At 66.1% G+C, this 20,962-nt stretch carries 20 protein-coding genes; 10 read left to right on the top strand and 10 right to left on the bottom strand.

Translation table 11 applies throughout. From position 1 onward, the window contains the following. The first annotated feature begins 113 nt into the window (after positions 1–113). Genes EJB06_RS10135 through EJB06_RS10125 form a run of 3 tightly spaced genes read left to right on the top strand, consistent with a single transcriptional unit; the run spans position 114 to position 2,515 of the window. Positions 114–380: a FeoA family protein gene (locus tag EJB06_RS10135; RefSeq protein WP_126073874.1), complete on the top strand. Its 267-nt coding sequence runs from the start codon at positions 114–116 to the stop codon at positions 378–380. Between the two features lie 22 nt (positions 381–402). Next, positions 403–2,295, top strand: coding sequence for a ferrous iron transporter B (gene feoB, locus EJB06_RS10130; protein WP_126073873.1), 1,893 nt, complete (start codon positions 403–405; stop codon positions 2,293–2,295). Position 2,296: 1 nt separating this feature from the next. Next, entirely contained in the window at positions 2,297–2,515 is a 219-nt protein-coding gene (locus tag EJB06_RS10125; protein ID WP_198420800.1) for a hypothetical protein, read from the top strand. 40 nt (positions 2,516–2,555) lie between these two features. Here EJB06_RS10125 and EJB06_RS10120 read toward each other — a convergent pair whose 3' ends face one another. Together EJB06_RS10120 and EJB06_RS10115 are read right to left on the bottom strand one after the other, a co-directional pair. Then, positions 2,556–4,478 carry a CocE/NonD family hydrolase gene (locus EJB06_RS10120; RefSeq protein WP_126073872.1) on the bottom strand — a complete coding sequence of 641 codons (1,923 nt, stop codon included), beginning with the start codon at positions 4,476–4,478 and terminating at the stop codon, positions 2,556–2,558. A gap of 196 nt (positions 4,479–4,674) precedes the next feature. Continuing rightward, entirely contained in the window at positions 4,675–6,300 is a 1,626-nt protein-coding gene (locus tag EJB06_RS10115) for an FMN-binding glutamate synthase family protein (protein ID WP_126073871.1), read from the bottom strand. 71 nt (positions 6,301–6,371) lie between these two features. Between EJB06_RS10115 and EJB06_RS10110 the strand changes: the two genes are divergently transcribed. The 3 genes from EJB06_RS10110 to EJB06_RS10100 are packed head-to-tail and all read left to right on the top strand — an operon-like array spanning position 6,372 to position 8,227. Beyond that, a complete protein-coding gene (locus tag EJB06_RS10110) occupies positions 6,372–7,043 on the top strand; it encodes a glutathione S-transferase family protein (protein WP_126073870.1) in 672 nt (223 codons plus the stop codon). A gap of 4 nt (positions 7,044–7,047) precedes the next feature. Beyond that, a complete protein-coding gene (locus EJB06_RS10105) occupies positions 7,048–7,824 on the top strand; it encodes a 5'-3' exonuclease (protein ID WP_126073869.1) in 777 nt (258 codons plus the stop codon). A gap of 19 nt (positions 7,825–7,843) precedes the next feature. Continuing rightward, on the top strand, positions 7,844–8,227 hold the full coding sequence (locus EJB06_RS10100; RefSeq protein ID WP_126073868.1) for an ANTAR domain-containing response regulator: 384 nt from the start codon (positions 7,844–7,846) through the stop codon (positions 8,225–8,227). A 273-nt stretch (positions 8,228–8,500) separates the two neighbouring features. Here the strand turns inward: EJB06_RS10100 and mnmA are convergent, their stop codons facing one another. Both mnmA and EJB06_RS10090 read right to left on the bottom strand, forming a co-directional pair. After that, a complete protein-coding gene (gene mnmA / locus EJB06_RS10095) occupies positions 8,501–9,616 on the bottom strand; it encodes a tRNA 2-thiouridine(34) synthase MnmA (RefSeq protein WP_126073867.1) in 1,116 nt (371 codons plus the stop codon). A 29-nt stretch (positions 9,617–9,645) separates the two neighbouring features. After that, complete coding sequence (locus EJB06_RS10090; RefSeq protein ID WP_126073866.1) at positions 9,646–10,131, bottom strand: NUDIX hydrolase; 486 nt, start codon at positions 10,129–10,131, stop codon at positions 9,646–9,648. A gap of 244 nt (positions 10,132–10,375) precedes the next feature. On the opposite strand from EJB06_RS10090, the gene EJB06_RS10085 reads away from it, so the two are divergent. The 3 genes from EJB06_RS10085 to EJB06_RS10075 all read left to right on the top strand — a co-directional run bounded on the left by EJB06_RS10085 (position 10,376) and on the right by EJB06_RS10075 (position 13,419). Beyond that, positions 10,376–11,488, top strand: coding sequence for a Re/Si-specific NAD(P)(+) transhydrogenase subunit alpha (locus EJB06_RS10085; protein WP_126073865.1), 1,113 nt, complete (start codon positions 10,376–10,378; stop codon positions 11,486–11,488). Between the two features lie 147 nt (positions 11,489–11,635). Beyond that, positions 11,636–11,962: a proton-translocating transhydrogenase family protein gene (locus EJB06_RS10080; protein ID WP_126073864.1), complete on the top strand. Its 327-nt coding sequence runs from the start codon at positions 11,636–11,638 to the stop codon at positions 11,960–11,962. Further along, a complete protein-coding gene (locus EJB06_RS10075) occupies positions 11,959–13,419 on the top strand; it encodes an NAD(P)(+) transhydrogenase (Re/Si-specific) subunit beta (RefSeq protein WP_126073863.1) in 1,461 nt (486 codons plus the stop codon). The genes EJB06_RS10080 and EJB06_RS10075 overlap by 4 nt, the downstream gene beginning before the upstream one ends. 93 nt (positions 13,420–13,512) lie before the next feature. On the opposite strand, the gene EJB06_RS10070 is transcribed toward EJB06_RS10075, so the two are convergent. The 3 genes from EJB06_RS10070 to EJB06_RS10060 all read right to left on the bottom strand — a co-directional run bounded on the left by EJB06_RS10070 (position 13,513) and on the right by EJB06_RS10060 (position 15,639). Beyond that, positions 13,513–13,968, bottom strand: a complete 456-nt coding sequence (locus tag EJB06_RS10070) for an Hsp20 family protein (RefSeq protein ID WP_126073862.1) — start codon at positions 13,966–13,968, stop codon at positions 13,513–13,515. A 214-nt stretch (positions 13,969–14,182) separates the two neighbouring features. After that, entirely contained in the window at positions 14,183–14,455 is a 273-nt protein-coding gene (locus EJB06_RS10065; protein WP_126073861.1) for a hypothetical protein, read from the bottom strand. A 266-nt stretch (positions 14,456–14,721) separates the two neighbouring features. Next, entirely contained in the window at positions 14,722–15,639 is a 918-nt protein-coding gene (locus tag EJB06_RS10060; RefSeq protein ID WP_164557884.1) for a sensor domain-containing diguanylate cyclase, read from the bottom strand. A 290-nt stretch (positions 15,640–15,929) separates the two neighbouring features. On the opposite strand from EJB06_RS10060, the gene EJB06_RS32970 reads away from it, so the two are divergent. After that, positions 15,930–17,606 (top strand): methyl-accepting chemotaxis protein, encoded by a 1,677-nt coding sequence (locus EJB06_RS32970; protein ID WP_126073859.1) that lies wholly within the window; start codon positions 15,930–15,932, stop codon positions 17,604–17,606. Positions 17,607–17,741: 135 nt separating this feature from the next. On the opposite strand, the gene EJB06_RS10050 is transcribed toward EJB06_RS32970, so the two are convergent. The 3 genes from EJB06_RS10050 to murU are packed head-to-tail and all read right to left on the bottom strand — an operon-like array spanning position 17,742 to position 20,955. Then, complete coding sequence (locus tag EJB06_RS10050) at positions 17,742–18,890, bottom strand: FAD-dependent monooxygenase (RefSeq protein WP_126073858.1); 1,149 nt, start codon at positions 18,888–18,890, stop codon at positions 17,742–17,744. Then, positions 18,890–20,236 (bottom strand): Xaa-Pro aminopeptidase, encoded by a 1,347-nt coding sequence (pepP, locus tag EJB06_RS10045; protein ID WP_126073857.1) that lies wholly within the window; start codon positions 20,234–20,236, stop codon positions 18,890–18,892. Before pepP ends, EJB06_RS10050 begins: the two co-directional genes overlap by 1 nt. Then, positions 20,233–20,955, bottom strand: a complete 723-nt coding sequence (murU, locus tag EJB06_RS10040) for an N-acetylmuramate alpha-1-phosphate uridylyltransferase MurU (RefSeq protein ID WP_126073856.1) — start codon at positions 20,953–20,955, stop codon at positions 20,233–20,235. The genes pepP and murU overlap by 4 nt, the downstream gene beginning before the upstream one ends. Between the last annotated feature and the right edge of the window lie 7 nt (positions 20,956–20,962).

Here is a 20,962-nt window from a genome sequence, read left to right as displayed (position 1 = left end):
GGTTTACCCAAAAAAGGCCCAACTCCAAATAGAAATCGTTCGCATTTAGGATTATGATGCTAGTATCCAACACGATGTAGCGTGAATTCCACTGATCTTATTGAAGTGACACTATGACTCTAGCCCCCACCCTGATCACGCTCGATGCCCTCGTCCCCGGCCAGAGCGGCACCGTGATCCACATTGCGCCCTGTGCGGCGGACGCGGGGGCCGGCGTCGATGTCGCGCGCCGCCTGATGGAACTCGGCTTCGTGCCGGGCGAGACTATTCGCATGCTCAAGCGCCTGCCGGGCGGCGATCCGGTGGCGGTCAAGGTGGGCGACTCCACCTTCGCGCTGCGCCGCTTCGAGGCGTCGCTGGTCTCGGTCAAACCGGAATAACAGAAACAACGGAAGCAAACACATGGGTGCAGTAGAAACACCAGTCCAGGCAGTGACGCGCACGCCGCTCATTGCGCTGTTGGGCAATCCGAATTGCGGCAAGACCGCCTTGTTCAACCGCCTCACCGGCGCGCGCCAGAAGGTCGCCAACTACGCCGGCGTGACCATCGAGCGCAAGGAAGGCAGCTTCACCTCGCCGCTGGGCCGCGCCTATAAAGTGCTGGACCTGCCGGGCGCCTACAGCCTGTCGGCCACCACGCCCGACGAAGCCATCACGCGCGACGTGGTCGGCGGCCTGCGCGCCGGCGAGCAGGCGCCCGACGCCATCGTCTGCGTGGTCAACGCCACCAACCTGCGCCTGAACCTGCGCCTGGTGCTCGAAATCCGCCGCCTCGGCCTGCCGATGGTGCTGGCCCTGAACATGGTCGACGTGGCCAACAAGCGCGGCATCAAGATCGACAGCGCCAGGCTGGCGCGCGAACTGGGCATGCCCGTGGTCGAAACCGTGGCCGTGCAGAGCGGCGGCGAAGTCGCCCTGCTCAAGGCGCTCGACCTGATGCCGCAGGACGCGCTCGTCAAGGCCGCGCCGCTGTCGGCCATCGACGCCGTGCCGGTCGAGGAAACCCAGCGCGAAGTGCGCCGCATCCTGGACGCCTGCGTCAGCTTCGCCGGCGATACCGGCAACCTGTCCGAAAAGATCGACGACGTGGTGCTGCATCCGGTGCTCGGCCCGATCCTGCTGGCGGCATTGATGTTCCTGGTGTTCCAGGCCGTGTTCAGCTGGGCGGCGACGCCGATGGAAATGATCAGCGGCGGGGTCGAGGCGGTCGGCGCCTGGGTCGGCGGCATGATGGGCGAGGGCGTGCTGCGCAGCCTGCTGGTCGAGGGCATCCTCGGCGGCGTCGGCAGCGTGCTGGTGTTCCTGCCGCAGATCCTGATCCTGTTCTTCTTCATCCTGGTGCTGGAAGACTGCGGCTACCTGCCGCGCGCCGCCTTCCTGCTCGACCGTGTCATGGGCGGGGTCGGCCTGTCGGGACGCGCCTTCATTCCGCTGCTGTCGAGCTTTGCCTGCGCCATTCCGGGCGTGATGGCCGCGCGCACCATCCAGAATCCGCGCGACAGGCTGGTGACGATCATGATCGCCCCGCTGATGACCTGTTCCGCGCGCCTGCCGGTGTACGCGCTGATCATCGCCGCCTTCATCCCCAACCGCGACGTGGCCGACGGCTGGATCAACCTGCAGGGCCTGGTGCTGTTCATCCTGTACTTCGCCGGCATCTTCAGCGCCATGGGCGTGGCCTGGGTGATCAAGCGTTTCATGGGCGCCAACACGCACCAGCCGCTGATGCTGGAACTGCCGAGCTACCACTGGCCGCACCTGCGCAACCTGGCCATGGGCCTGTGGGAACGCGCCAAGATCTTCCTGGCGCGCGTCGGTACCGTGATCCTGGCGCTGATGGTGCTGCTGTGGTTCCTGTCGAGCTTCCCCGGGGCGCCGGAAGGCGCCACCCAGCCGCCGATCTATTACAGCATCGCCGGCATGCTGGGCCGCGCGCTGGCGCTGGTGTTCGAACCGATCGGCTTCGGCTGGCAGATCTGCATCGCGCTGGTGCCGGGCATGGCGGCGCGCGAAGTGGCTGTCGGCGCCCTCGGCACCGTGTATGCGCTGTCGCAGACCGGCGACGAGCTGGCCACCACCCTGGCGCCGATCATTTCGCAATCGTGGTCGATGCCGACCGCGCTCTCCTTGCTGGCCTGGTATGTGTTCGCGCCCCAGTGCATCGCCACCCTGTCGGTGGTGCGGCGCGAAACGGGCAGCGCGCGCTACGCCTTCATCATGGCCGGCTACATGTTCGCGCTGGCCTACACCGCCTCGTTCATCACTTACCGCGTCGCCATCGCGATGGGAGCCTGAGATGCTGGAATACCTGGTCGTTGCACTGATCGTCGGCGTGGCCGCCTGGTATGCGGCATCCAAGTATCTGCCGAAAAGCCTGCGCGACAGGCTGTTCGGCAAGAAGAAGGCATCAAGCGGCTGCGGCAGCGGGTGCAGCAGCTGCGGCACCTGCGAGGACGGGCCGGCGGCGCCGCTCGATGCGGGCGGGCCGCGCGTGATCCCGCTGCACCGCAAATAGCCTTAAGCGCCTGCGCGCGCCCGCGCTCCTGCGCAAGCGTTTACTGCGCCGCCGGCACCACCGGCAGTTCGACCGCGCTTTCCATGCCCGGGGCGTGGAACACCTTGTGCGTGGCCTTGCGGTAGTCGCCCGGCCTGGCGAAGAAGATATTCGGCACGAAGGTCTGCGGATTGCGGTCGTACAGGGGGAACCAGCTCGACTGCACCTGCACCATGATCCGGTGCCCCTTGAGGAACACGTGGTCGGCGTTCGGCAGGGCGAAGTGGTAGCGCTCCACCTTGTTCGGCACGATCGCCGTCGGCTTGTCCAGGCCGGTGCGGTAGCGGCCCCGGAAAATATCCATCGCGATGCCCAGCTGGTAGCCGCCCAGTTCCGGCTGCGAAGCCACTTCGTCCGGGTAGACGTCGATCAGTTTCACTACCCAGTCGGCGTCGCTGCCGCTGGTCGAGGCGAACAGCTTGACCAGCGCCTGTCCAGAAATCTGCAGCGGCGCCTCGAGCCTGTCCGACACATAGGTCAGCACGTCCGGGCGGTCCGAGAAGGAGCGCTGGTCGCTGACCAGCCACGGCTTCCAGACCGCGCCGTCGAACATGCGCACCGGACGCGGGATGAAGGGCACCGGCTTGGCCGGGTCGGATACGAACTCGTCGGCCTGGTCCGCACTGGCGGCGGCGGCCGGCTTGTCGAAGTCCAGGCGCGCGCCGGCCTTCAGGTACAGGGGGCGCAGTACCTCGGCGAGCGGCCACTTGTCGAGGCGCTGCCACTTGTTGGTGCCGGTGCGGTACGACAGCACCGGCGGCGTGTCGGCCTTCGGGGCGCCGTCCTGCAGGTACTGGTTAAAGAAGGGCAGCATCACCTCGCGCCGGAATTCGGCGGCGGTGTCGCCGGTGAAGCGGATCGGGCCCAGGCTGGAGCCGTCGTAATTGACGCCGCTGTGGCGCCACGGGCCGACCACCAGGTGGTTCATGCTGTTGGCGGTGTCGCGCTTTTCGGTGGCGGCGTAGGCGGCGTAGGGGCCGTAGATGTCTTCCTGGTCCCAGCGTCCCACCACGTGCATGGTCGGCACCTTGAGCGGACGCGCGCCGAGCACGCGGTCGAGCGCCTGGTTCTGCCAGTAGCTGTCGTAGGCCGGATGCTCGAAGATCTTTTTGGCGAAGGTCAGCTTGTCGATCCCGAAGCGCCTGGCGTAGTCGGAGGCGGAACCGGCGCGCAGCGCGAAGTCGTAGTCGTCGTAGACGCCGGTGGCGATCGCCGGGCCGCTGCCGCGCGCGGCGGTCTGGCCGGCGATGTACGACAGGTTATTGAGGCGGAAGGCGCCGTTGTGGAACCAGTCGTCGCCGCGCCAGCCGTCCACCATGGCGCTCATCGGCACCGCGGCCTTGAGCGCCGGATGCGGGTCGGCCAGCGCCATGAGCACCGTGAAGCCCTCGTAGGACGAACCGACCATGCCCACCTTGCCGTTGCTCTGCGCGATATTCTTGACCAGCCAGTCGATCGTGTCCCAGGCGTCGGTGGCATGGTCGACCGCGGTGTCGTTGAGCGGGCCGCGCAGGGGGCGCGTCATCACGTAGTCGCCTTCCGAGCCGTACTTGCCGCGCACATCCTGGTAGACCCGGATGTAGCCGTTGGCCACGTAGCCGTCGTCGCCTTCGGCCAGCATCGACGCCATGTGCGGGCTCACATTGCGCTCGCTGCGCCTGGCCGCGTTGTAGGGCGTGCGCGAGAGGATCATCGGCGCGCGCGTGGCGCCCTTGGGAATCGTGATCACGGTGTGCAGCTTGACGCCGTCGCGCATCGGGATCATCACGATGCGCTTGACGTAGTCGGCGCCGTTATCGGGTTGTTCGAAGGGCGTGGCGGCGATGTCGGGCGTCATCGGCGCGGTCTGGGCGCAGGCCAGCGGCGCGGCGGCCAGCAGGAGCAGGGACAGGGCGGACAGGCGGATGGTGCGTTGGCGCGGCATTCATTATCTCCAGGATGATCTTGTCGTCGATGTAAATCATTTTTTACAATATTGCTTGATAGTACCTAACGAAACACGGGTATGCAATCCGCATCGGGCGACATTTGCGGTAAAGAAAAATTTACCTGCCGCTGTGACAAACCGCGCTTTTTTCGCCGACAAATCCGTGTATCCTCGCTGCCCCCGCGCCGGCACGCTAGGACAGCGGCTGGAACGAGTCGGCCTGGGCGATCGGCCAGTACAGCGCGAACACGGGCGGCAGGCGGTCGAGCTGTTCCGGGTCCAGCAGCTCGCCTTCGGACAGGTAAGGGATCAGGGTCGAGACCTGCTTGACCTGGTTGGGCGAGACGCGCCGCACCAGGTGGTGCGGGTTGAGCTGGTCGGGATGGGTCAGCCCGGCGGCGGCGATCAGGTGGGCCAGGGCCTTCATTGTACTCAGATGGAAGTTGGCCACGCGCGCGGTTTTGTCGGGCACGTCGAGCGCCTTCTGGCGCTGCTCGTCCTGGGTCGCCACGCCGGTCGGACAGCGGTCGGTGTGGCAGCTCTGCGACTGCACGCAGCCGAGCGCGAACATGAAGCCGCGCGCCGAATTGCACCAGTCGGCGCCGAGCGCGATGGTGCGCGCGATGTCGAAGGCGGTGATGATCTTGCCCGAGGCGCCGATCTTGATCTTCTCGCGCAGGTTCGCGCCGACCAGGGTGTTATGCACCAGCACCAGCGCTTCCTGCAAGGGCGTGCCGACGTGGTCCGAGAATTCCACCGGCGCGGCGCCGGTGCCGCCTTCGCCGCCGTCGACCACGATGAAGTCCGGCACGATGCCGGTCGCCAGCATGGCCTTGACGATGCCGAAGAATTCCCACGGGTGGCCGATGGCGAGCTTGAAGCCGGTCGGCTTGCCGCCCGAGAGGGTGCGCAGGCGCTCGATAAAGTGCAGCATCCCGATCGGGGTGGTAAACGCCGAATGGCTGGCCGGCGACAGGCAATCGACGCCCACCGCGACGCCGCGCGCGGCCGCGATTTCGATGCTCACCTTGGCGCCCGGCAGGATGCCGCCCTGGCCCGGCTTGGCGCCCTGCGACAGTTTGAGTTCGATCATCTTCACCTGCGGGGCGCTGGCGTTGGCCACGAAGTTCGCTTCCGAAAAGCCGCCGTCGGCGTCGCGGCAGCCGAAGTAGCCGGAGCCGATTTCCCATACCAGGTCGCCGCCGTGCTGGCGGTGATAGCGGCTGATGCTGCCTTCGCCGGTGTCGTGCATGAAGCCGCCCAGGCGCGCGCCGCCGTTCAGGGCCAGGATGGCGTTGGCCGAGAGCGAGCCGAAACTCATCGCCGAGATGTTGAAGACGCTGGCGCGGTAGGGCTGCGCGCGCGGGCAGGACGGGTGGTTGCCGATCTCGATGCGGAAGTCGGGGCCGCCCACGGGCGCCGGCGCCATCGAATGGTTGATCCACTCGTAGCCGGCTTCGTAGACATCGAGCTGGGTGCCGAAGGGGCGCTTGTCGGTTTCCATCTTGGCGCGCTGGTAGACGATGCTGCGCTGGTTGCGCGAGAACGGCTTGGCCTCGGTGTCGTCTTCCAGGAAGTACTGGCGGATCTCGGGACGGATCGATTCGAAGAAAAAGCGGAAGTGCGCCAGGATCGGATAATTGCGGCGCAGCGCGCGCCGGCTCTGGGCCAGGTCGGCGATGCCGAGCGCCGCCAGGGCGCCGCTGATGACGGCCAGCCACCATCCGGGACCGTCGCCCCTGAACGCGAGGATGGCCGACCAGCCGAAGACGAGCAGCGAAACGAGGAAAGGCAGGTAGCGCGGCGAGGCGAAGCGCATGGGGGACTCCGTGGTCAATAAACGTTAACAATGCTAAGCTAGCGCCGATTCCACCCCGGCGAAAGAACCCGATGATCATTGTCCACCATTTGAATAATTCGCGCTCCCAGCGTATCTTGTGGCTGCTGGAAGAACTGGGACTGGACTACGAGATCAGGAAGTACCAGCGCGACGCCAAGACCATGCTGGCGCCGCCCGAACTGCGCGCCGTGCACCCGCTGGGCAAATCGCCCGTCATCAGCGACGGCGCGAACACGGTGGCCGAATCGGGCGCCATCATCGAGTACCTGCTCGAACGTTATGGAAACGGCAAATTCGTGCCCGCCGCCGGCACCCCGGACAAGCTGCGCTACACCTACTTCATGCACTATGCCGAAGGCTCGGCCATGACGCCGCTGCTGATGAAGCTGGTGTTCGACCGGGTCGAATCGAGCCCGATGCCGTTCTTCGCCAGGCCGATCGCGCGCGGCATCGCGCACAAGGTCAAGCAGACCTACATCCTGCCGCAGATCGCGCAGCACCTGGCCTACCTCGAAGCCGAACTGGCCAAGGCCAACTGGTTCGCCGGCCCGGAGTTCAGCGGCGCCGACATCCAGATCAGCTTCGTGCTGGAGGCGGCCGCCTCGCGCGGCGGCCTGGGCGACAAGTATCCGAAGCTGATGGATTTTTTGAACCGCATCCACGCCCGACCAGCCTACCAGCGCGCGCTGGAACGCGGCGGCCTGTACGAACTGCTCAAGTAAGGCCGTGGGCAAGCTGCTGGCCATCGACGGGCTCAATATCGTACGGCGCGTGTACGAGGCCAGTCCCGAACCCGATTCCGCCGACAAGGCCGATATCGCCCTGCGCCACGCGCTGTCCTCGTTCCGCAAGCTGCTCGGCGCGCACGCGCCGACCCACGTGCTGGCCGCCTTCGACTACGGCGGCCCGACCTGGCGCCACGCACTGTATCCGCGCTACCGCGAGCAGTGCGCACCGATGCCCTCCTTCCTGCGCGACGCGCTGCCCGGCTTTCATGCGAAGCTGGCGGGGGAGGGCCTGCACGTGCTGATGCTGCCCGGGGTCGAGGCCGACGACGTGATCGGCACCGGGGTGCTGCGCTGGCTGGCCGAAGGGCGCGGCGAGGCGATTGTGGCAAGCACCGACAAGGACTTGCACGGCCTGATTGCGCAAGGGGCGCTGGTGTGGGACCATTTCAAGGGCGAGTGGCACGATGACGCCTGGGTGCGCAAGAAATTCGGCGTGGCGCCCGAGCTGCTGGTGGACCTGCTGGCGCTGATGGGCGATGTGACGGACGGCGTGCCGGGCGTGTCCAAGGTCGGCATGAAGACGGCGGCCAAGCTGCTTGGCGCCTACGGCAACCTGGACGCGGTGATGGCCGGCGCCGGCATTCTCAAGACCCCGCTCGGCGAGCGCCTGCGCGCCGAACGCGAGATGTTGTATCTGTCGCGCCAGCTGGTGCAGCTCAAGACCGACGTGCGCCTGGGCGTGACCTGGAACATGCTGGCATTCGAAACGTTCTGACCAAAAAGGAAAAGACGCGATGTTAAAAGCAGTGATCGTCGATGGAAATGCGATTTCGCGCGGCTTGTTGAACAGCGTGTTGACCGATGGCGGCTACAACGTGGTCGGCGATACGCACACGGGGCTGAAGGGCTATCTGCTGGTGCAGAAGCACCACCCGCAGCTCATTTGCGTGGCGCTGGAGCAGGTGAACGATGGCGCCGAGATCGTCGAGCAGATCCGCGCGCATTATCCGAAGACGCTGATCTTCATGGTCTCCGGCACGCTCGACGCGCCGACCGTGCAGGCGGCGGTGGCGCGCGGGGTGCAGGGGTTTATCGTCAAGCCGTTCAAGGCCGACGCGGTGCTCAATACGATCAGGAACACGGTGCTGGCGGTGATTAAAAAACAGAAGGCCGGCTGACGCAGGGCGCCGCTTCGGCCACTGTCTTCGTTGGTCCGGGTCTCCCGTCGTTCCCGTTCGCCCGTCGTTCCCGTTCGCCCATCGTCCCCGCTCCCCCGTCGTTCCCGTTCGCCCGCCCCCCGTCGTCCCCGCTCCCCCGTCGTTCCCGTTCGCCCGCCCCCCGTCGTTCCCGCGAAGGCGGGAACCCAAGTTGCAAGCGCAGCCAAGGGCGTCTGTACGTACTTGGGTTCCCGCCTGCGCGGGAACGACGGAGGCGGTGGCGGGAATGGCGTATTACCCCGCGCTCGATCCCGCGATGATCCCGCCGCCCAGGCACACGTCGCCGTCGTACAGCACGGCCGACTGCCCCGGCGTCACCGCCCACTGCGGATCGGTAAAACCGAGGCCGAAGTTGCCCATGCCGTCGGGCGTGAGCACGCACGGCACGTCGGCCTGGCGGTAGCGCGTCTTGGCCGACATGGCGCGCGCCTCGGGCGGCGCGCCCGCCACCCAGCTGGCCTGGTCGGCCTGCAGGGCGCCCGACAACAGCCACGGATGGTCGTGCCCCTGCACGATGTACAGGGTGTTGCTGGCGATATCCTTGCGCGCCACGTACCAGGCGTCGCTCGATCCGTCGTCGTTCCGGTACTTCTTCATGCCGCCCACGCCGATGCCCTTGCGCTGGCCCAGCGTGTAGAACGACAGTCCCACATGCTCGCCCACCACGGTGCCGTCGTCGGTCTTCATCGGTCCCGGCTTGTAGGACAGGTAGCGGTTCAGGAAATCGCGGAACGGCCGCTCGCCGATGAAGCAGATGCCGGTCGAATCCTTCTTGGCGGCGTTCGGCAGGGCCAGCTTTTCGGCGATCTTGCGCACTTCCGTCTTCGGGATTTCGCCCAGCGGGAACAGGGTGCGCGACAACTGCGCCTGGTTCAGGCGGTGCAGGAAGTAGCTCTGGTCCTTGGTGTGGTCGAAGGCCTTGAGCAGCTCGAAGCTGGCGCCGTTGCGGCGCACGCGCGCATAGTGGCCGGTGGCGATCAGGTCCGCGCCCAGGTGCATCGCGTGGTCGAGGAAGGCCTTGAATTTGATCTCGGCGTTGCACAGCACATCCGGGTTCGGGGTGCGCCCGGCCTGGTATTCGCGCAGGAAGTCGGCGAACACGCGGTCCTTGTATTCGGCCGCGAAATTGACCGCCTCGATGTCCACGCCCACCACGTCGGCCACGCTGGCCGCGTCGATCCAGTCCTGGCGCGTCGAACAGTATTCGGAATCGTCGTCGTCTTCCCAGTTTTTCATGAACAGGCCGACCACGTCGTAGCCCTGTTCCTTGAGCATCCACGCCGCGACCGAGGAGTCGACTCCGCCCGACATGCCGATCACGACTTTCTGCTTCTTCCCTGCGTTGCTCATCGTATTACATCCGTCCAAGTACATCCGTCTTAAGTTAATCCACCCTCGAACACCGAGGCGTGGGTGTGCAGCATGGCCAAAGGCATGCGGCGGCCGGCCAGGTAGTCGTCCACGCACTGCAGCATCAGCGGGCTGCGGTGGCGCTCCTGGCAGGCGGCCATTTCGTCGCGCGTCATCCACAAGGTGCGGATGATGCCTTCGTCGAGCGGCTGGTCGTGCTCCTTGCCGGCCTCGCCGCAAAAGGTGAAGCGCAGGTAGGTCACGTCGGTGCCGCGCCGCTTGGAGGTGTAGCGCGACATGTACACGCCCACCAGCGCCTGCGGCGTGAAATCGTGCGCCGTCTCTTCCAGCACTTCGCGCACCACCGCCTGGGCCAGCGTTTCGAGCGGGTCCAGGTGGCCCGCCGGCTGGTTCAGGCGGATGCCTTCGCTGGTTTCTTCTTCAATCAGGAGGAACTTGCCATCACGCTCGATGATGGCGGCAACGGTAACGGAGGGTTTCCAGATATGCGGCATGCGTGTCCTTCAAAATGAGCCGCCATTTTACCTTCATGCAGCATCGGTTGCCGATCCGGCAGCAACGCAAGCTTAAATCAGGCAACAAGGTATTGATCTGATACAAGAAAACCGTGGATGTTGCGCAGTGTGCAGTGCAACCGGTTTGGATCTGGAGGACTTCATCTAGAAAAAACGGATGGTCGTGCTATTTTTAGGTTTCCGTGTACTATCGTGAGCAGTTTATTAATTCTATGGAGGCGTCATGAGAATAGGCATACCGGCCGAAACGCGGTCGGGTGAAACCCGTGTTGCTGCAACTCCCGAGACGGTCAAGAAGCTCGCCGCCAAGCATCAGGTGGTAGTCCAGGCGGGCGCCGGCGTGATGGCCTCCGTGACCGACGAGGCTTACGCCGCCGCCGGCGCGACCATCGGCAGCGCCGCCGACGCCTTCGGCTGCGACGTGGTGCTCAAGGTACGCGCCCCGAACGCCGAGGAACGTCCCCTCATGAAAGCCGACGCCGTCCTGATCGGCATGCTCAACCCCTTCGATAGCGAGAACCTGGCCGCCATGGCCGGGGCCCGACTGCGCGCCTTTGCGCTCGAAGCGGTGCCGCGCATCACGCGCGCGCAGTCGATGGACGTGCTGTCCTCGCAGGCCAACATCGCCGGCTACAAGGCCGTGATGATGGCGGCGAACACTTACCAGCGCTTCATGCCGATGCTGATGACGGCGGCCGGCACCGTGAAAGCGGCGCGCGTGCTGATCATGGGCGTGGGCGTGGCCGGCCTGCAGGCCATCGCCACCGCCAAGCGCCTGGGCGCGGTGATCGAAGCGTCCGACGTGCGCCCGCCCGTCAAGGAGCAGGTCGAGTCGCTCGGCGCCAAGTTCATCGACGTGCCCTACCTGACCGACGAAGAGAAGGAAATCGCCCAGGGCTCGGGCGGCTATGCGCGCCCTATGCCGGCCGACTGGATGCGGCGCCAGGGCGAACTGGTGCACGAACGCGCCAAGCTGGCCGACATCATCATCACCACCGCCCTGATTCCCGGCCGCGCCGCGCCGGTGCTCATTTCGGAAGAGACGGTCAAGGCCATGAAGCCGGGCTCGGTGATCGTCGACCTGGCGGTGTCGCAGGGCGGCAACTGCCCGCTGTCGGAACTGAACAAGACGGTCACCAGGCACGGCGTGCACATCATCGGCGAGCCGGACCTGGCGACCCTGGTGGCGGCCGATGCCTCGGCCCTGTATGCGCGCAATGTGCTCGATTTCCTCAAGCTGATCATCGACAAGGACGAGCAGCTGACGATCGACCGCGAGGACGAGATTCTCAAGGCCACCCTGGTGTGCGCGGACGGCACGGTGCTGCGCAAGTAGGGCGCCGGGCCGCAGGGATAAAGCAAAAATTTACGCAAAAAATTTACGTAAAAAAAATTACGCAAAAAAAATTACGCAAAAAAATTTACGCAACTAAGGGGGACGGGCCGCGGCCCGCCGTCACATCAACGTCAAGAGGGAGGCAGCATGGAAGTCAGTCACACCATCATTAATCTCATCATCTTCGTGCTGGCGATCTACGTCGGCTACCACGTCGTCTGGACCGTCACACCCGCGCTGCACACGCCGCTGATGGCGGTCACCAACGCCATCTCGGCGATCATCATCGTCGGCGCCATGCTGGCCGCCGGCCTGACCACCGGCATCGTCGGCCAGGTCGCCGGCACGGTGGCGGTGGCGCTGGCGGCGGTCAATGTGTTCGGCGGCTTCATGGTCACCCAGCGCATGCTCGAAATGTTCCGCAAAAAGGAGCCCAAGGCGGCGCCGGCGGCCAAGGCGGGAGACCACGCATGAGTTATATCAGCATGAACCTGGTGACGATGTTCTACCTGATCGCGTCGGTGTGCTTCATCCAGGCGCTCAAGGGCTTGTCGTCGCCGGCCACCGCGCGTACCGGCAACGCCTTCGGCATGAGCGGCATGGCCATTGCCACCATCACCACCGTGGCGCTGATCTTCAAGCTGCAGGCGCAGGCCGCGAGCACCGGAGGCCTCGGCTTCGGGCTGGTGCTGCTGGGCGTCGTGGTCGGTGGCGGCATCGGCGCGTTTGCCGCCAAAAAAGTCGAGATGACCAAGATGCCGGAACTGGTCGCGGCGATGCACTCGCTGATCGGCCTGGCCGCAGTCTGCATCGCGGTCGCCGTGGTGGCCGAACCGTGGGTGTTCCAGATCACCACGCAGGGCGTGGCGCTGCCGTTCGGGAACCGCCTCGAACTGTTCATCGGCACCTTTGTCGGCGCGGTGACCTTTTCGGGTTCCGTGATCGCCTTCGGCAAGCTGTCGGGCAAGTACAAGTTCCGCCTGTTCCAGGGCGCGCCGGTCAGCTTCGCCGGCCAGCACATGCTCAACCTGGGGATCGCGATCGCCATCATCGCACTCGGCCTGGTGTTCTGCTTCGCGCCCGGCGTGGAGCCGGCCTGGACGCCGTTCATCATCATGGCGGCGCTGGCCTTCGTGCTCGGCGTGCTGATCATCATTCCGATCGGCGGGGCCGACATGCCGGTGGTGGTGTCGATGTTGAACAGCTATTCCGGCTGGGCGGCGGCGGGCATCGGCTTCTCGCTGAATAACTCGATGCTGATCATTGCCGGTTCCCTGGTCGGTTCGTCCGGCGCGATCCTGTCGTACATCATGTGCAAGGCCATGAACCGCTCGTTCTTCAACGTGATCCTGGGCGGCTTCGGCGGCGATGCGGCGGCTGCCGGCGGCGGCGCGGCGCAGGAACAGCGTCCGGTCAAGTCGGGTTCCGCCGACGACGCGGCCTTCATCATGAGCAATGCCGAAACCGTGATCATCGTGCCGGGCTACGGCCTGGCGGTGGCGCGCGCCCAGCACTCGCTCAAGGAGCTGGTCGAAAAGCTGACCCACAAGGGCGTCATCGTCAAGTATGCGATCCACCCGGTCGCGGGGCGCATGCCGGGCCACATGAACGTGCTGCTGGCCGAGGCCGAGGTGCCGTACGACCAGGTGTTCGAGATGGAGGACATCAACGGCGAATTCGGCCAGACCGACGTGGTGCTGGTGCTGGGCGCGAACGACGTGGTCAACCCGGCGGCCAAGGATCCCAAGTCGCCGATCGCCGGCATGCCGATCCTGGAGGCGTACAAGGCCAAGAGCATCATCGTCAACAAGCGCTCGATGGCCTCCGGCTATGCGGGGCTGGACAACGACCTGTTCTACCAGGCGAACACGATGATGGTGTTCGGCGACGCCAAGAAGGTGATCGAGGCCATGGTCAAGGCGGTCGATTAACTGCCACGCCTGCGCAGCGCAATAACGCCGCCCTGTCGGGGCGGCGTTTTTTTTAGCGCGGCCGGCATGGAGCGCGCCGGCCGGCAGGCCGGGTCAGGCAGCCTGGCGCTGTTCCAGCACCTGCACCTTGTCGCCACCGTCGATGACGATGCGGCGCGGCTTGAGGGCCTCGGGCACTTCACGCACCAGTTCGATGGTCAGCATGCCGTTGTCGAACGAGGCCGTGGTGACCTTGACGTGGTTGGCCAGCTGGAAGCGCTGCTCGAAATCGCGCGCCGCGATGCCGCGGTGCAGGAAGGTGCGCTCGCTGTCGTCTTTCTGCTTGCGGCCGGTGACGTGCAGGCTGTCGCGCTCGGTAACGATCTCGACTTCCGAACGGTCGAAGCCGGCCAGGGCCATCACGATGCGGTACTTGTCTTCGCTGACCAGTTCGATGTTGTAGGGCGGATAGCTGGGCTGCGCGTCGGCGCGCTGCGATTCCAGCAGATGGGCCAGGCGGTCGAAACCGATAGCGGAACGATAGAGGGGAGCAAGGTCGAATGTACGCATGATAAATATCCTTTAGAAGTTAAGCGATAAGTTGACGGACCTCCGTGGAGCATCCGTTGAATCCAATCTAAAGGCGGGCCCAAGGGTTTTCAAGGCCTTGAAAAATGCGATTTTTTGCCCCATGCGCCGAAAAATAGCTTGAAAAATTTTGGCTTGGGCAAAAACAATTCGGCGGCCGGGGGGTGACGCGAGCGCCGCGGCGAGGGAAGCCGCCTCAATCGAAGGCGCAATCCTCACCCAGCTTGTCGCTTTCGCGGCGGCCATGCTGCCGGCCGGCGTCGCCGACGACGGTGGCGTATTCGGTGCGCCCGTCGACATGCATGCGCAGATGGGTCCCGTGCGGTAACAGCAGGCACTTCCACTGATAGCCGTCGGCCTCCCTGTCGGCCGCGCCGGCCGTCTGGGCGGCCAGCCAGGCATCGACAGCCAGGCCGAGGGCGTCATCGACCGACATCGTGCCGCCGCGCGCATGCAAGTGGGCAAGCAAGCGCGCCAGTGTTGTGTCTTTTTTGTGTCTTTTGCCTGCAGGCCCGCTGCGGCAAAGTGTCTCGTTTGACTGTCCATTTTTGTCTCGTTTTGTCTCATTCTGTCTCATTTGGACAGCGCTGCCGGGTATTGGTTCAAACGAGACAAAACGAGACAAAACGAGACAGCGAAACGAGACGGTTTGCCGCGGCAGGCCGGCCGGCAATAGGGACAAGGCTGCGCCGTTTGCGTAACGATCTTCAACGTGGGGACCGATGCCTGCGGCGCTCAGCGCGCGCAGACCAGGTTGCGTCCCCCGTTTTTTGCCTCGTACAGGGCCGCATCGGCGCGCGCGAGCGCCTCGGCGAACGGCGCACCGGGCGCCAGTTGCGCCAGCCCGATGCTGATCGTCACGCTCACCTGCTGGCCGTCGGGCGTGACGATCGGTTCGCGCTCCACCGCTGCGCGAATCCGCTCCGCCACCACCAGCGCAATGTCGCTGCCGATTCCCGGAAACAGCAGGCTGAATTCCTCGCCGCCGGTGCGCGCGACGAAATCGGTGGCGCGCGAAGCCTGGCCGATCAGGCCCGCCACCGAGGCCAGCACCGCGTCGCCGGCGGCGTGGCCGTAACGGTCGTTGACCTTCTTGAAAAAATCGATGTCGGCGATGCCCACGCACGTGAGCGCGCCGCTGCGGGCCGCCCGCGCGCACGTGAGCGCGGCCTCGGCATCGAAGGCGCGCCGGTTGGGCAGGCCGGTCAGCGCATCGCTCAGGGCCTGCTTTTCGAGCTGGGCCAGCAGCGCTTCGCGTTCGGCTTGCATGCGCCGCCGCGCGCGCAGGTCTTCCAGGAAGGCGCCGAAGTAGCGCTTGCCCTCATGGATGCCCAGGTCGATCGCCTTCATCCCGATCGGGACCATTTCGCCGGTGCGGTGGCGGATCGCGAATTCGCGCACCTGGCCGAGCACCGTCGATTCCTTGCAGCTGTCCAGGTAGGCGCGCACGTAGCGGTGGTGCTGTTCCGCCATCGCGGCCGGCAACAGCCCGGCCAGCGGCTGGCCCAGCGCTTCCCCGCAGGCGTAGCCCGACAGCGCCTGCATCGCGCCGTTCTGGTAGCGAATGGCGCCATCTTCATCGATGACGACGATGGCATCGAGCGCGTTGTCGAGCAGGCGCAGGGAGAGGGTGCAGGGCAGGGTGTCGAGCATGATCGTGGCCGCAGGGACGGGACTGCCTCCGACCTTAGCATACAAGTTGCATAAAAACATGAAAAATTGCCGGAATCGCGCTCAGGGTGACGCGTGGCGACATCAGCGGATGCAAGCAGACAATATTGCTGTTTCGCTTGTCGCGTCACAAACACAAGACGCGCTGAATTTGTCCCATGTTGGTATTGCGCCATTTAACTCGCTATCCAAGTTCGGTATATTTCTTTGGAGACAGTATTTTCGTGTCGCATCCCGCCTGCCCGGCAAAGACAACTGAAAGGTCAAGGACCATGTTTAAAAACGTGACGATCAAGGCACGGCTTATTTTTGTCATCGGTGTCCTCAGCGCGGTTTCGCTGGCGATCGGATTGATCGGCTTGCGCAACCTGAGCGTGACCAATGCCTCGCTCAAGACGGTGTACGAGGACCGCCTGGTGGCGGCCGGGATGCTGGCCGAAGTGCTGACGCTGATCCAGCAAAACCAGAACACGCTGGCGATGGCGGTCAGCGGCGACCCGGCCGGCATGCCTGCGGCCAGCAGCGAGGTCGAGCAGCGCGTGCAGAGCATCACCGCGCTCTGGGGCAAGTACATGGAAACCTACCTGACGGCGGAGGAAAAGACGCTCGCCGCCAAGTTCGCGGCCAGCAGGGAAACTTTCGTGGCGCAGGGGATCAGGCCGACACTGGTCGCGTTCAAGGCCAAGGACGCGGCGGCCGCCGTCGCGCTGGTGCAAGGCCCGCTCAAGCAGCACTTCCTGCCGGTGCGCGAGAACATGCACGACCTGGTGGTCTACCAGCTCAGCGTCGGCAAGACCGAGTACCAGCAGGCCACGGCACGCTTCGAGACGGCGCGTGCATTGGCCATCGGCCTGATCGTGTTCAGCGTCGTCATCGGCCTGCTGACCGGGACCGCGCTGATTCGCGGCATCTCGCGCTCGATCGCCGAAGCGCTGCGCTTCGCCAACAACATCGCCTCCGGCAACCTGACCGACACCATCCGGATCGACTCGCACGACGAAATCGGCCAGCTGCTGGTGGCGCTGCAAAAGATGAACGACAGCCTGGTGGAAGTGGTGAGCCGGGTGCGCAGCGGCACCGATACGATTTCGGTGGCCTCGTCCGAAATCGCGGCCGGCAACCAGGACCTGTCGAGCCGCACCGAGGAGCAGGCCAGCTCGCTGGAGGAAACCGCCTCCTCGATGGAAGAACTGACTTCCACTGTGAAGGCGAGCGCCGACAACGCGCGCCAGGCCAGCACCCTGGCCGAGACGGCGTCGGAGGTGGCCACCAAGGGCGGCAACGTGATCGGCAACGTGGTCGATACGATGGGCCGCATCAATGAGGCCAGCAACAAGATCGTCGACATCATCGGCGTGATCGACGGCATTGCGTTCCAGACCAATATCCTGGCCTTGAACGCGGCCGTGGAAGCGGCGCGCGCCGGCGAGCAGGGACGCGGCTTTGCGGTGGTGGCGAGCGAAGTGCGCAACCTGGCGCAACGCTCGGCGCAGGCGGCCAAGGAGATCAAGGGCCTGATCGGCAGCTCGGTCGAGCAGGTCGAAGCGGGCAGCCGGCTGGTGAACGAGGCGGGTAGCACGATGGACGATATCGTCCAGAGCATCCGCCGCGTGACCGACATCATGGGCGATATCGCGGCGGCCAGCCAGGAGCAGACCCTGGGGATCGACCAGATCAACCAGGCGGTGACGCAGATGGATCAGGTGACGCAGCAGAATGCGGCGCTGGTGGAAGAAGCGGCGGCGGCGTCGGAAGCGATGCAGGACCAGGCGCGCCAGCTGGCCGAGGTGGTCAGCGTGTTCAAGCTGAGCGCCGGCGCGGGCGCGGCGGCGGCGTCGGCCGCGCCGCGGCAGGTGGCGGCCAGGCCGGCCCCGAAGCCGGTGCTGCGCGCGCCGGTGAAGAAGCAGTTGGCCAGCACCGCCAAGACGGACGACTGGGAAGAATTCTGAACCTGTGTGCTTACGTGTCGTACTCGCCCAGGCACCGATGTATTCTTGGCGGCCAGGACTTGCCTCTATTTCCGGTCAGGTAACCGTCGCTCCCGCCTGCGCGGGAACCACGGTTCTCAAGCGATCGCCTGGCGCTCAGCGCCGCCCGAACATCATCCACTCGCCCAGCAGGTTCTTCGCCGGGGTGAAGGTATCGAGTAATCCCAGCGACAAGCCCAGCAGCGCCTGGCCCGGCCCCCGGTGCGCAAAGGCGCGCGCCATGGTGTCGGTCAGTTCCACCACCAGCTTGCGGTCCGCCTGGCGCTCGCGCGCGAACGCGGCCAGCGCCGCCGGACCGGCATCGCGCGCCAGCAGGCGCGCCAGTACCGCCGCATCGCGCAGGCCGAGGTTCAGGCCCTGTCCCGCCACCGGATGCAGGGTCTGCGCCGCGTTCCCGATGGCCACCGTGCGCGCCGTCGTACCCGGTTCGGCATTCAGGCCGAGCCGATACGCGATGCGCGCGCCGGTCGCGCTCATCCGCCCCAGACGCTGGCCGAACGCCTCGCCCAGCTGCGCCAGGAACTGCGCGTCGTCCAGCGCCAGCAGCGCCTGCGCGCGCTCGGGCCGCACGCACCACACCAGCGCGTACTGATGGCCGTCGGCGCCGTCCTGCGGCAGCATGGCCAGCGGGCCTTCCTCGGTAAACCGTTCGTACGCGCGATGCGCGACCGGCGCGCTGGTGCTCACGCGCGCGATCAGCGCCGTCTGCCGGTAATCGTGCGCGCGCGCGCGCGCATCCTGTTCGCCGAACACGCCGCCTTCGGCCTGCACCACCACCGCCGCTTCCAGCGTGCGTCCGTCGTCGAGCGCGAGCGCGACGCTGTCGGCCTGCTCGCTGTGGCCGCTCACCCGCACCGGCCGCAGCGCCGCCACGCCGGCGCGCTCGCACGCCCCCGCCAGCGCCGCCACCAGGTCGCCATAGCGCGCCACGTAGCCGAGCGCCTCGACCTCGTGTTCGCCGCGGTCGATCAGGCTGCGCCCGAAATGGCCGCGGCGCGATACGTGCACCTGGTGGATGGCGGTGGCCGGCAGCGGCCAGGCGCCGATCTCTTCCAGCAGCATGCGGCTGCCGTAGGACAGCGCGATCGAACGCGGGTCGGTCAGCGCCGTGCCGAGCGCCCTGGCGTCGACCAGGCCGATGCGCGCGCTGTCCATGCCGCGCCGCGCCAGCAGGGCGGCCAGCGCCAGGCCGACCGGGCCGGCGCCGCAGATTGCCACGTCAAACTTGCTAGGTGTCTTGTCCATCAGGGTCGCATCAGTTGTTCGATATCGTCGGCCAGCTTGGGCGCGGACGCGCTCAGGATGGTGTGGCCGTCCTGCGTCACCAGCACATCGTCTTCGATGCGGATGCCGATGTGCCAGTACTGTTCCGGCACGCCTTCGGCCGGGCGCACGTAGATGCCCGGTTCGACCGTCAGCGCCATGCCCGGCTGCAGCGGGCGCGATGGCTTGCCTTCGGCATGCACGTCGCGGTAGGCGCCGGCGTCGTGCACGTCGAGCCCCAGCCAGTGGCCGGTGCCGTGCATGTAGAACTGCTGGTGCGCGCGTTCGGCGATCGCGTCCTCGGCGCTGCCGAATTTGTCCCTGGACAGCAAGCCCAGGTCGAGCATGCCCTGCGCCAGCACGCGCGTGGCGGCGTCGTGGATGTCGCTGTACTTGCGCCCCGGCCGCACCGCCGCCAGCGCGGCGTTCTGCGCCGCCAGTACCAGCTCGTACAGCGCCCGCTGCGGCGCGCTGAAACGGCCGTTGACGGGAAAGGTGCGGGTGATGTCGGCGGCGTAGCTATCGAGTTCGCAGCCGGCGTCGATCAGCACCAGGTCGCCGTCGCGCGTCTGCGCGCTGTTGACGTTGTAGTGCAGCACGCAGGCGTTCGCGCCGGCCGCCACGATCGGCGTATAGGCCGGATACTGGGCGCCGTTGCGGCGAAATTCGTGCAGCAGTTCGGCTTCGAGCTCGTATTCGAACATGCCCGGCCGGGCCGCCATCATCGCGCGCGCGTGGGCGACGCCCGAGATGGTCGCCGCGCGCAGCATGGTGGCCTGCTCGGCGTCGTCCTTGAACAGGCGCATCTCGTCGAGCATCGCCAGCAGGTCGTGCGCCACCGCCGGCGCGGTCACGCCGGCGCGCGCCTGGCGCCGTACCGCCAGCAGCCAGTTCTTCATTTGCATGTCGAGCGCCGCGCTGTGGCCGAGCGCGTAGTAGGCGGCCGGCGCGTCGGCCAGCAGGCGCGCCATTTCGGCGTCGAGCTCCTCGATCGCGAACGCCGTGTCGAAGCCGAAGGCGGCGCGCGCGCCTTCCGGGCCGTGGCGGAAGCCCTCCCAGATTTCGCGCTCCATGTTCTTCTGGCGGCAGAACAGGATCGCTTGCGCCGGCCTGGCGCCGTGGGCGGCCACCAGCACCAGCACGCTGTCCGGTTCCGTGAAGCCGGTCAGGTAGTAGAAATAGCTGTCGTGCCGGTAAAGGTAGTCGGTGTCGCTGTTGCGCTGCACTTCGGGCGCGGTCGGCAGGATCGCCACCGCGCCCGGCTGCATGGCGGCGCACAGGCGCGCGCGCCGCGCCGCAAATGGCGTGCTGCAAGGCGCCGTGTTCATGCCTGCGCCTTGCGCGCGCCCAGCGGCGCGTTCAGTTCTTCCAGCTGCGCCACCGTGCCCACATTGACCCAGTCGCCCTGGTAGATTTCGCCGCCCACCCGGCCCAGGTCCGCGTACTGGCGGATCAGGGTCCCCAGGCGCGCATGCGTGCCCGGGGCGATGGCCTTGAACATCTCGGGCCGGTACACGCCGATGTTCGAGAAATTCCACTTCGGCTCGCCGTGGTTGGCCACCTGGTACATGGTCAGGCCGAAGTCGCCCTCCGGGTTGTGGAAGGGATTCGGGGTCAGGTAGATCCAGCAGGCGTCGCGCTTGTCGGGCGGGTAGGGATTGCCCCACATGTCGTCGTCGACCAGCACGTCGGCGACCTGCGCAAAATCGAAGTAGGGACAGTAGATGTCGGCCGAGAGCACCAGGAACGGTTCCTCGCCCAGCAGGTGCAGCGCGTTGGCGATGCCGCCGGCCGTTTCCAGCGCCACCGTTTCGGGCGAGTAGACGATGCGCGCGCCGTACTTGCCGCCGTCGCCCAGTTCGCGCTCGATCGTCTCGCCCATCCAGGCGTGGTTGATGACGATCTCGGTGATGCCGGCGCGTACCAGGTTCAGGATGTGCCAGACGATCAGCGGGCGGCCGCGCACCTTCAGCAGCGGCTTGGGGCAGTCGTCCGTCAGGGGCCGCATGCGTTCGCCGCGGCCGGCGGCCAGGATCATGGCTTTCATGATGGGC

The organism is Massilia atriviolacea (genome assembly GCF_003953935.1).
Classification (GTDB): Bacteria; Pseudomonadota; Gammaproteobacteria; order Burkholderiales; family Burkholderiaceae_D; genus Telluria_A; species Telluria_A atriviolacea.
This window is presented reverse-complemented; position numbering and strand designations above follow the sequence as displayed.

Coding starts and splice junctions, on each gene's coding strand:
- EJB06_RS10050 (WP_126073858.1), bottom strand. CDS start 18,890: ATGGACAAGACACCTAGCAAGTTTGACGTGGCAATCTGCGGCGCCGGC.
- EJB06_RS10120 (WP_126073872.1), bottom strand. CDS start 4,478: ATGCCGCGCCAACGCACCATCCGCCTGTCCGCCCTGTCCCTGCTCCTG.
- EJB06_RS10135 (WP_126073874.1), top strand. CDS start 114: ATGACTCTAGCCCCCACCCTGATCACGCTCGATGCCCTCGTCCCCGGC.
- EJB06_RS32970 (WP_126073859.1), top strand. CDS start 15,930: ATGTTTAAAAACGTGACGATCAAGGCACGGCTTATTTTTGTCATCGGT.
- EJB06_RS10080 (WP_126073864.1), top strand. CDS start 11,636: ATGGAAGTCAGTCACACCATCATTAATCTCATCATCTTCGTGCTGGCG.
- EJB06_RS10090 (WP_126073866.1), bottom strand. CDS start 10,131: ATGCCGCATATCTGGAAACCCTCCGTTACCGTTGCCGCCATCATCGAG.
- EJB06_RS10110 (WP_126073870.1), top strand. CDS start 6,372: ATGATCATTGTCCACCATTTGAATAATTCGCGCTCCCAGCGTATCTTG.
- EJB06_RS10060 (WP_164557884.1), bottom strand. CDS start 15,639: ATGCTCGACACCCTGCCCTGCACCCTCTCCCTGCGCCTGCTCGACAAC.
- EJB06_RS10085 (WP_126073865.1), top strand. CDS start 10,376: ATGAGAATAGGCATACCGGCCGAAACGCGGTCGGGTGAAACCCGTGTT.
- EJB06_RS10115 (WP_126073871.1), bottom strand. CDS start 6,300: ATGCGCTTCGCCTCGCCGCGCTACCTGCCTTTCCTCGTTTCGCTGCTC.
- EJB06_RS10075 (WP_126073863.1), top strand. CDS start 11,959: ATGAGTTATATCAGCATGAACCTGGTGACGATGTTCTACCTGATCGCG.
- EJB06_RS10125 (WP_198420800.1), top strand. CDS start 2,297: ATGCTGGAATACCTGGTCGTTGCACTGATCGTCGGCGTGGCCGCCTGG.
- mnmA (WP_126073867.1), bottom strand. CDS start 9,616: ATGAGCAACGCAGGGAAGAAGCAGAAAGTCGTGATCGGCATGTCGGGC.
- EJB06_RS10070 (WP_126073862.1), bottom strand. CDS start 13,968: ATGCGTACATTCGACCTTGCTCCCCTCTATCGTTCCGCTATCGGTTTC.
- feoB (WP_126073873.1), top strand. CDS start 403: ATGGGTGCAGTAGAAACACCAGTCCAGGCAGTGACGCGCACGCCGCTC.
- murU (WP_126073856.1), bottom strand. CDS start 20,955: ATGAAAGCCATGATCCTGGCCGCCGGCCGCGGCGAACGCATGCGGCCC.
- EJB06_RS10100 (WP_126073868.1), top strand. CDS start 7,844: ATGTTAAAAGCAGTGATCGTCGATGGAAATGCGATTTCGCGCGGCTTG.
- pepP (WP_126073857.1), bottom strand. CDS start 20,236: ATGAACACGGCGCCTTGCAGCACGCCATTTGCGGCGCGGCGCGCGCGC.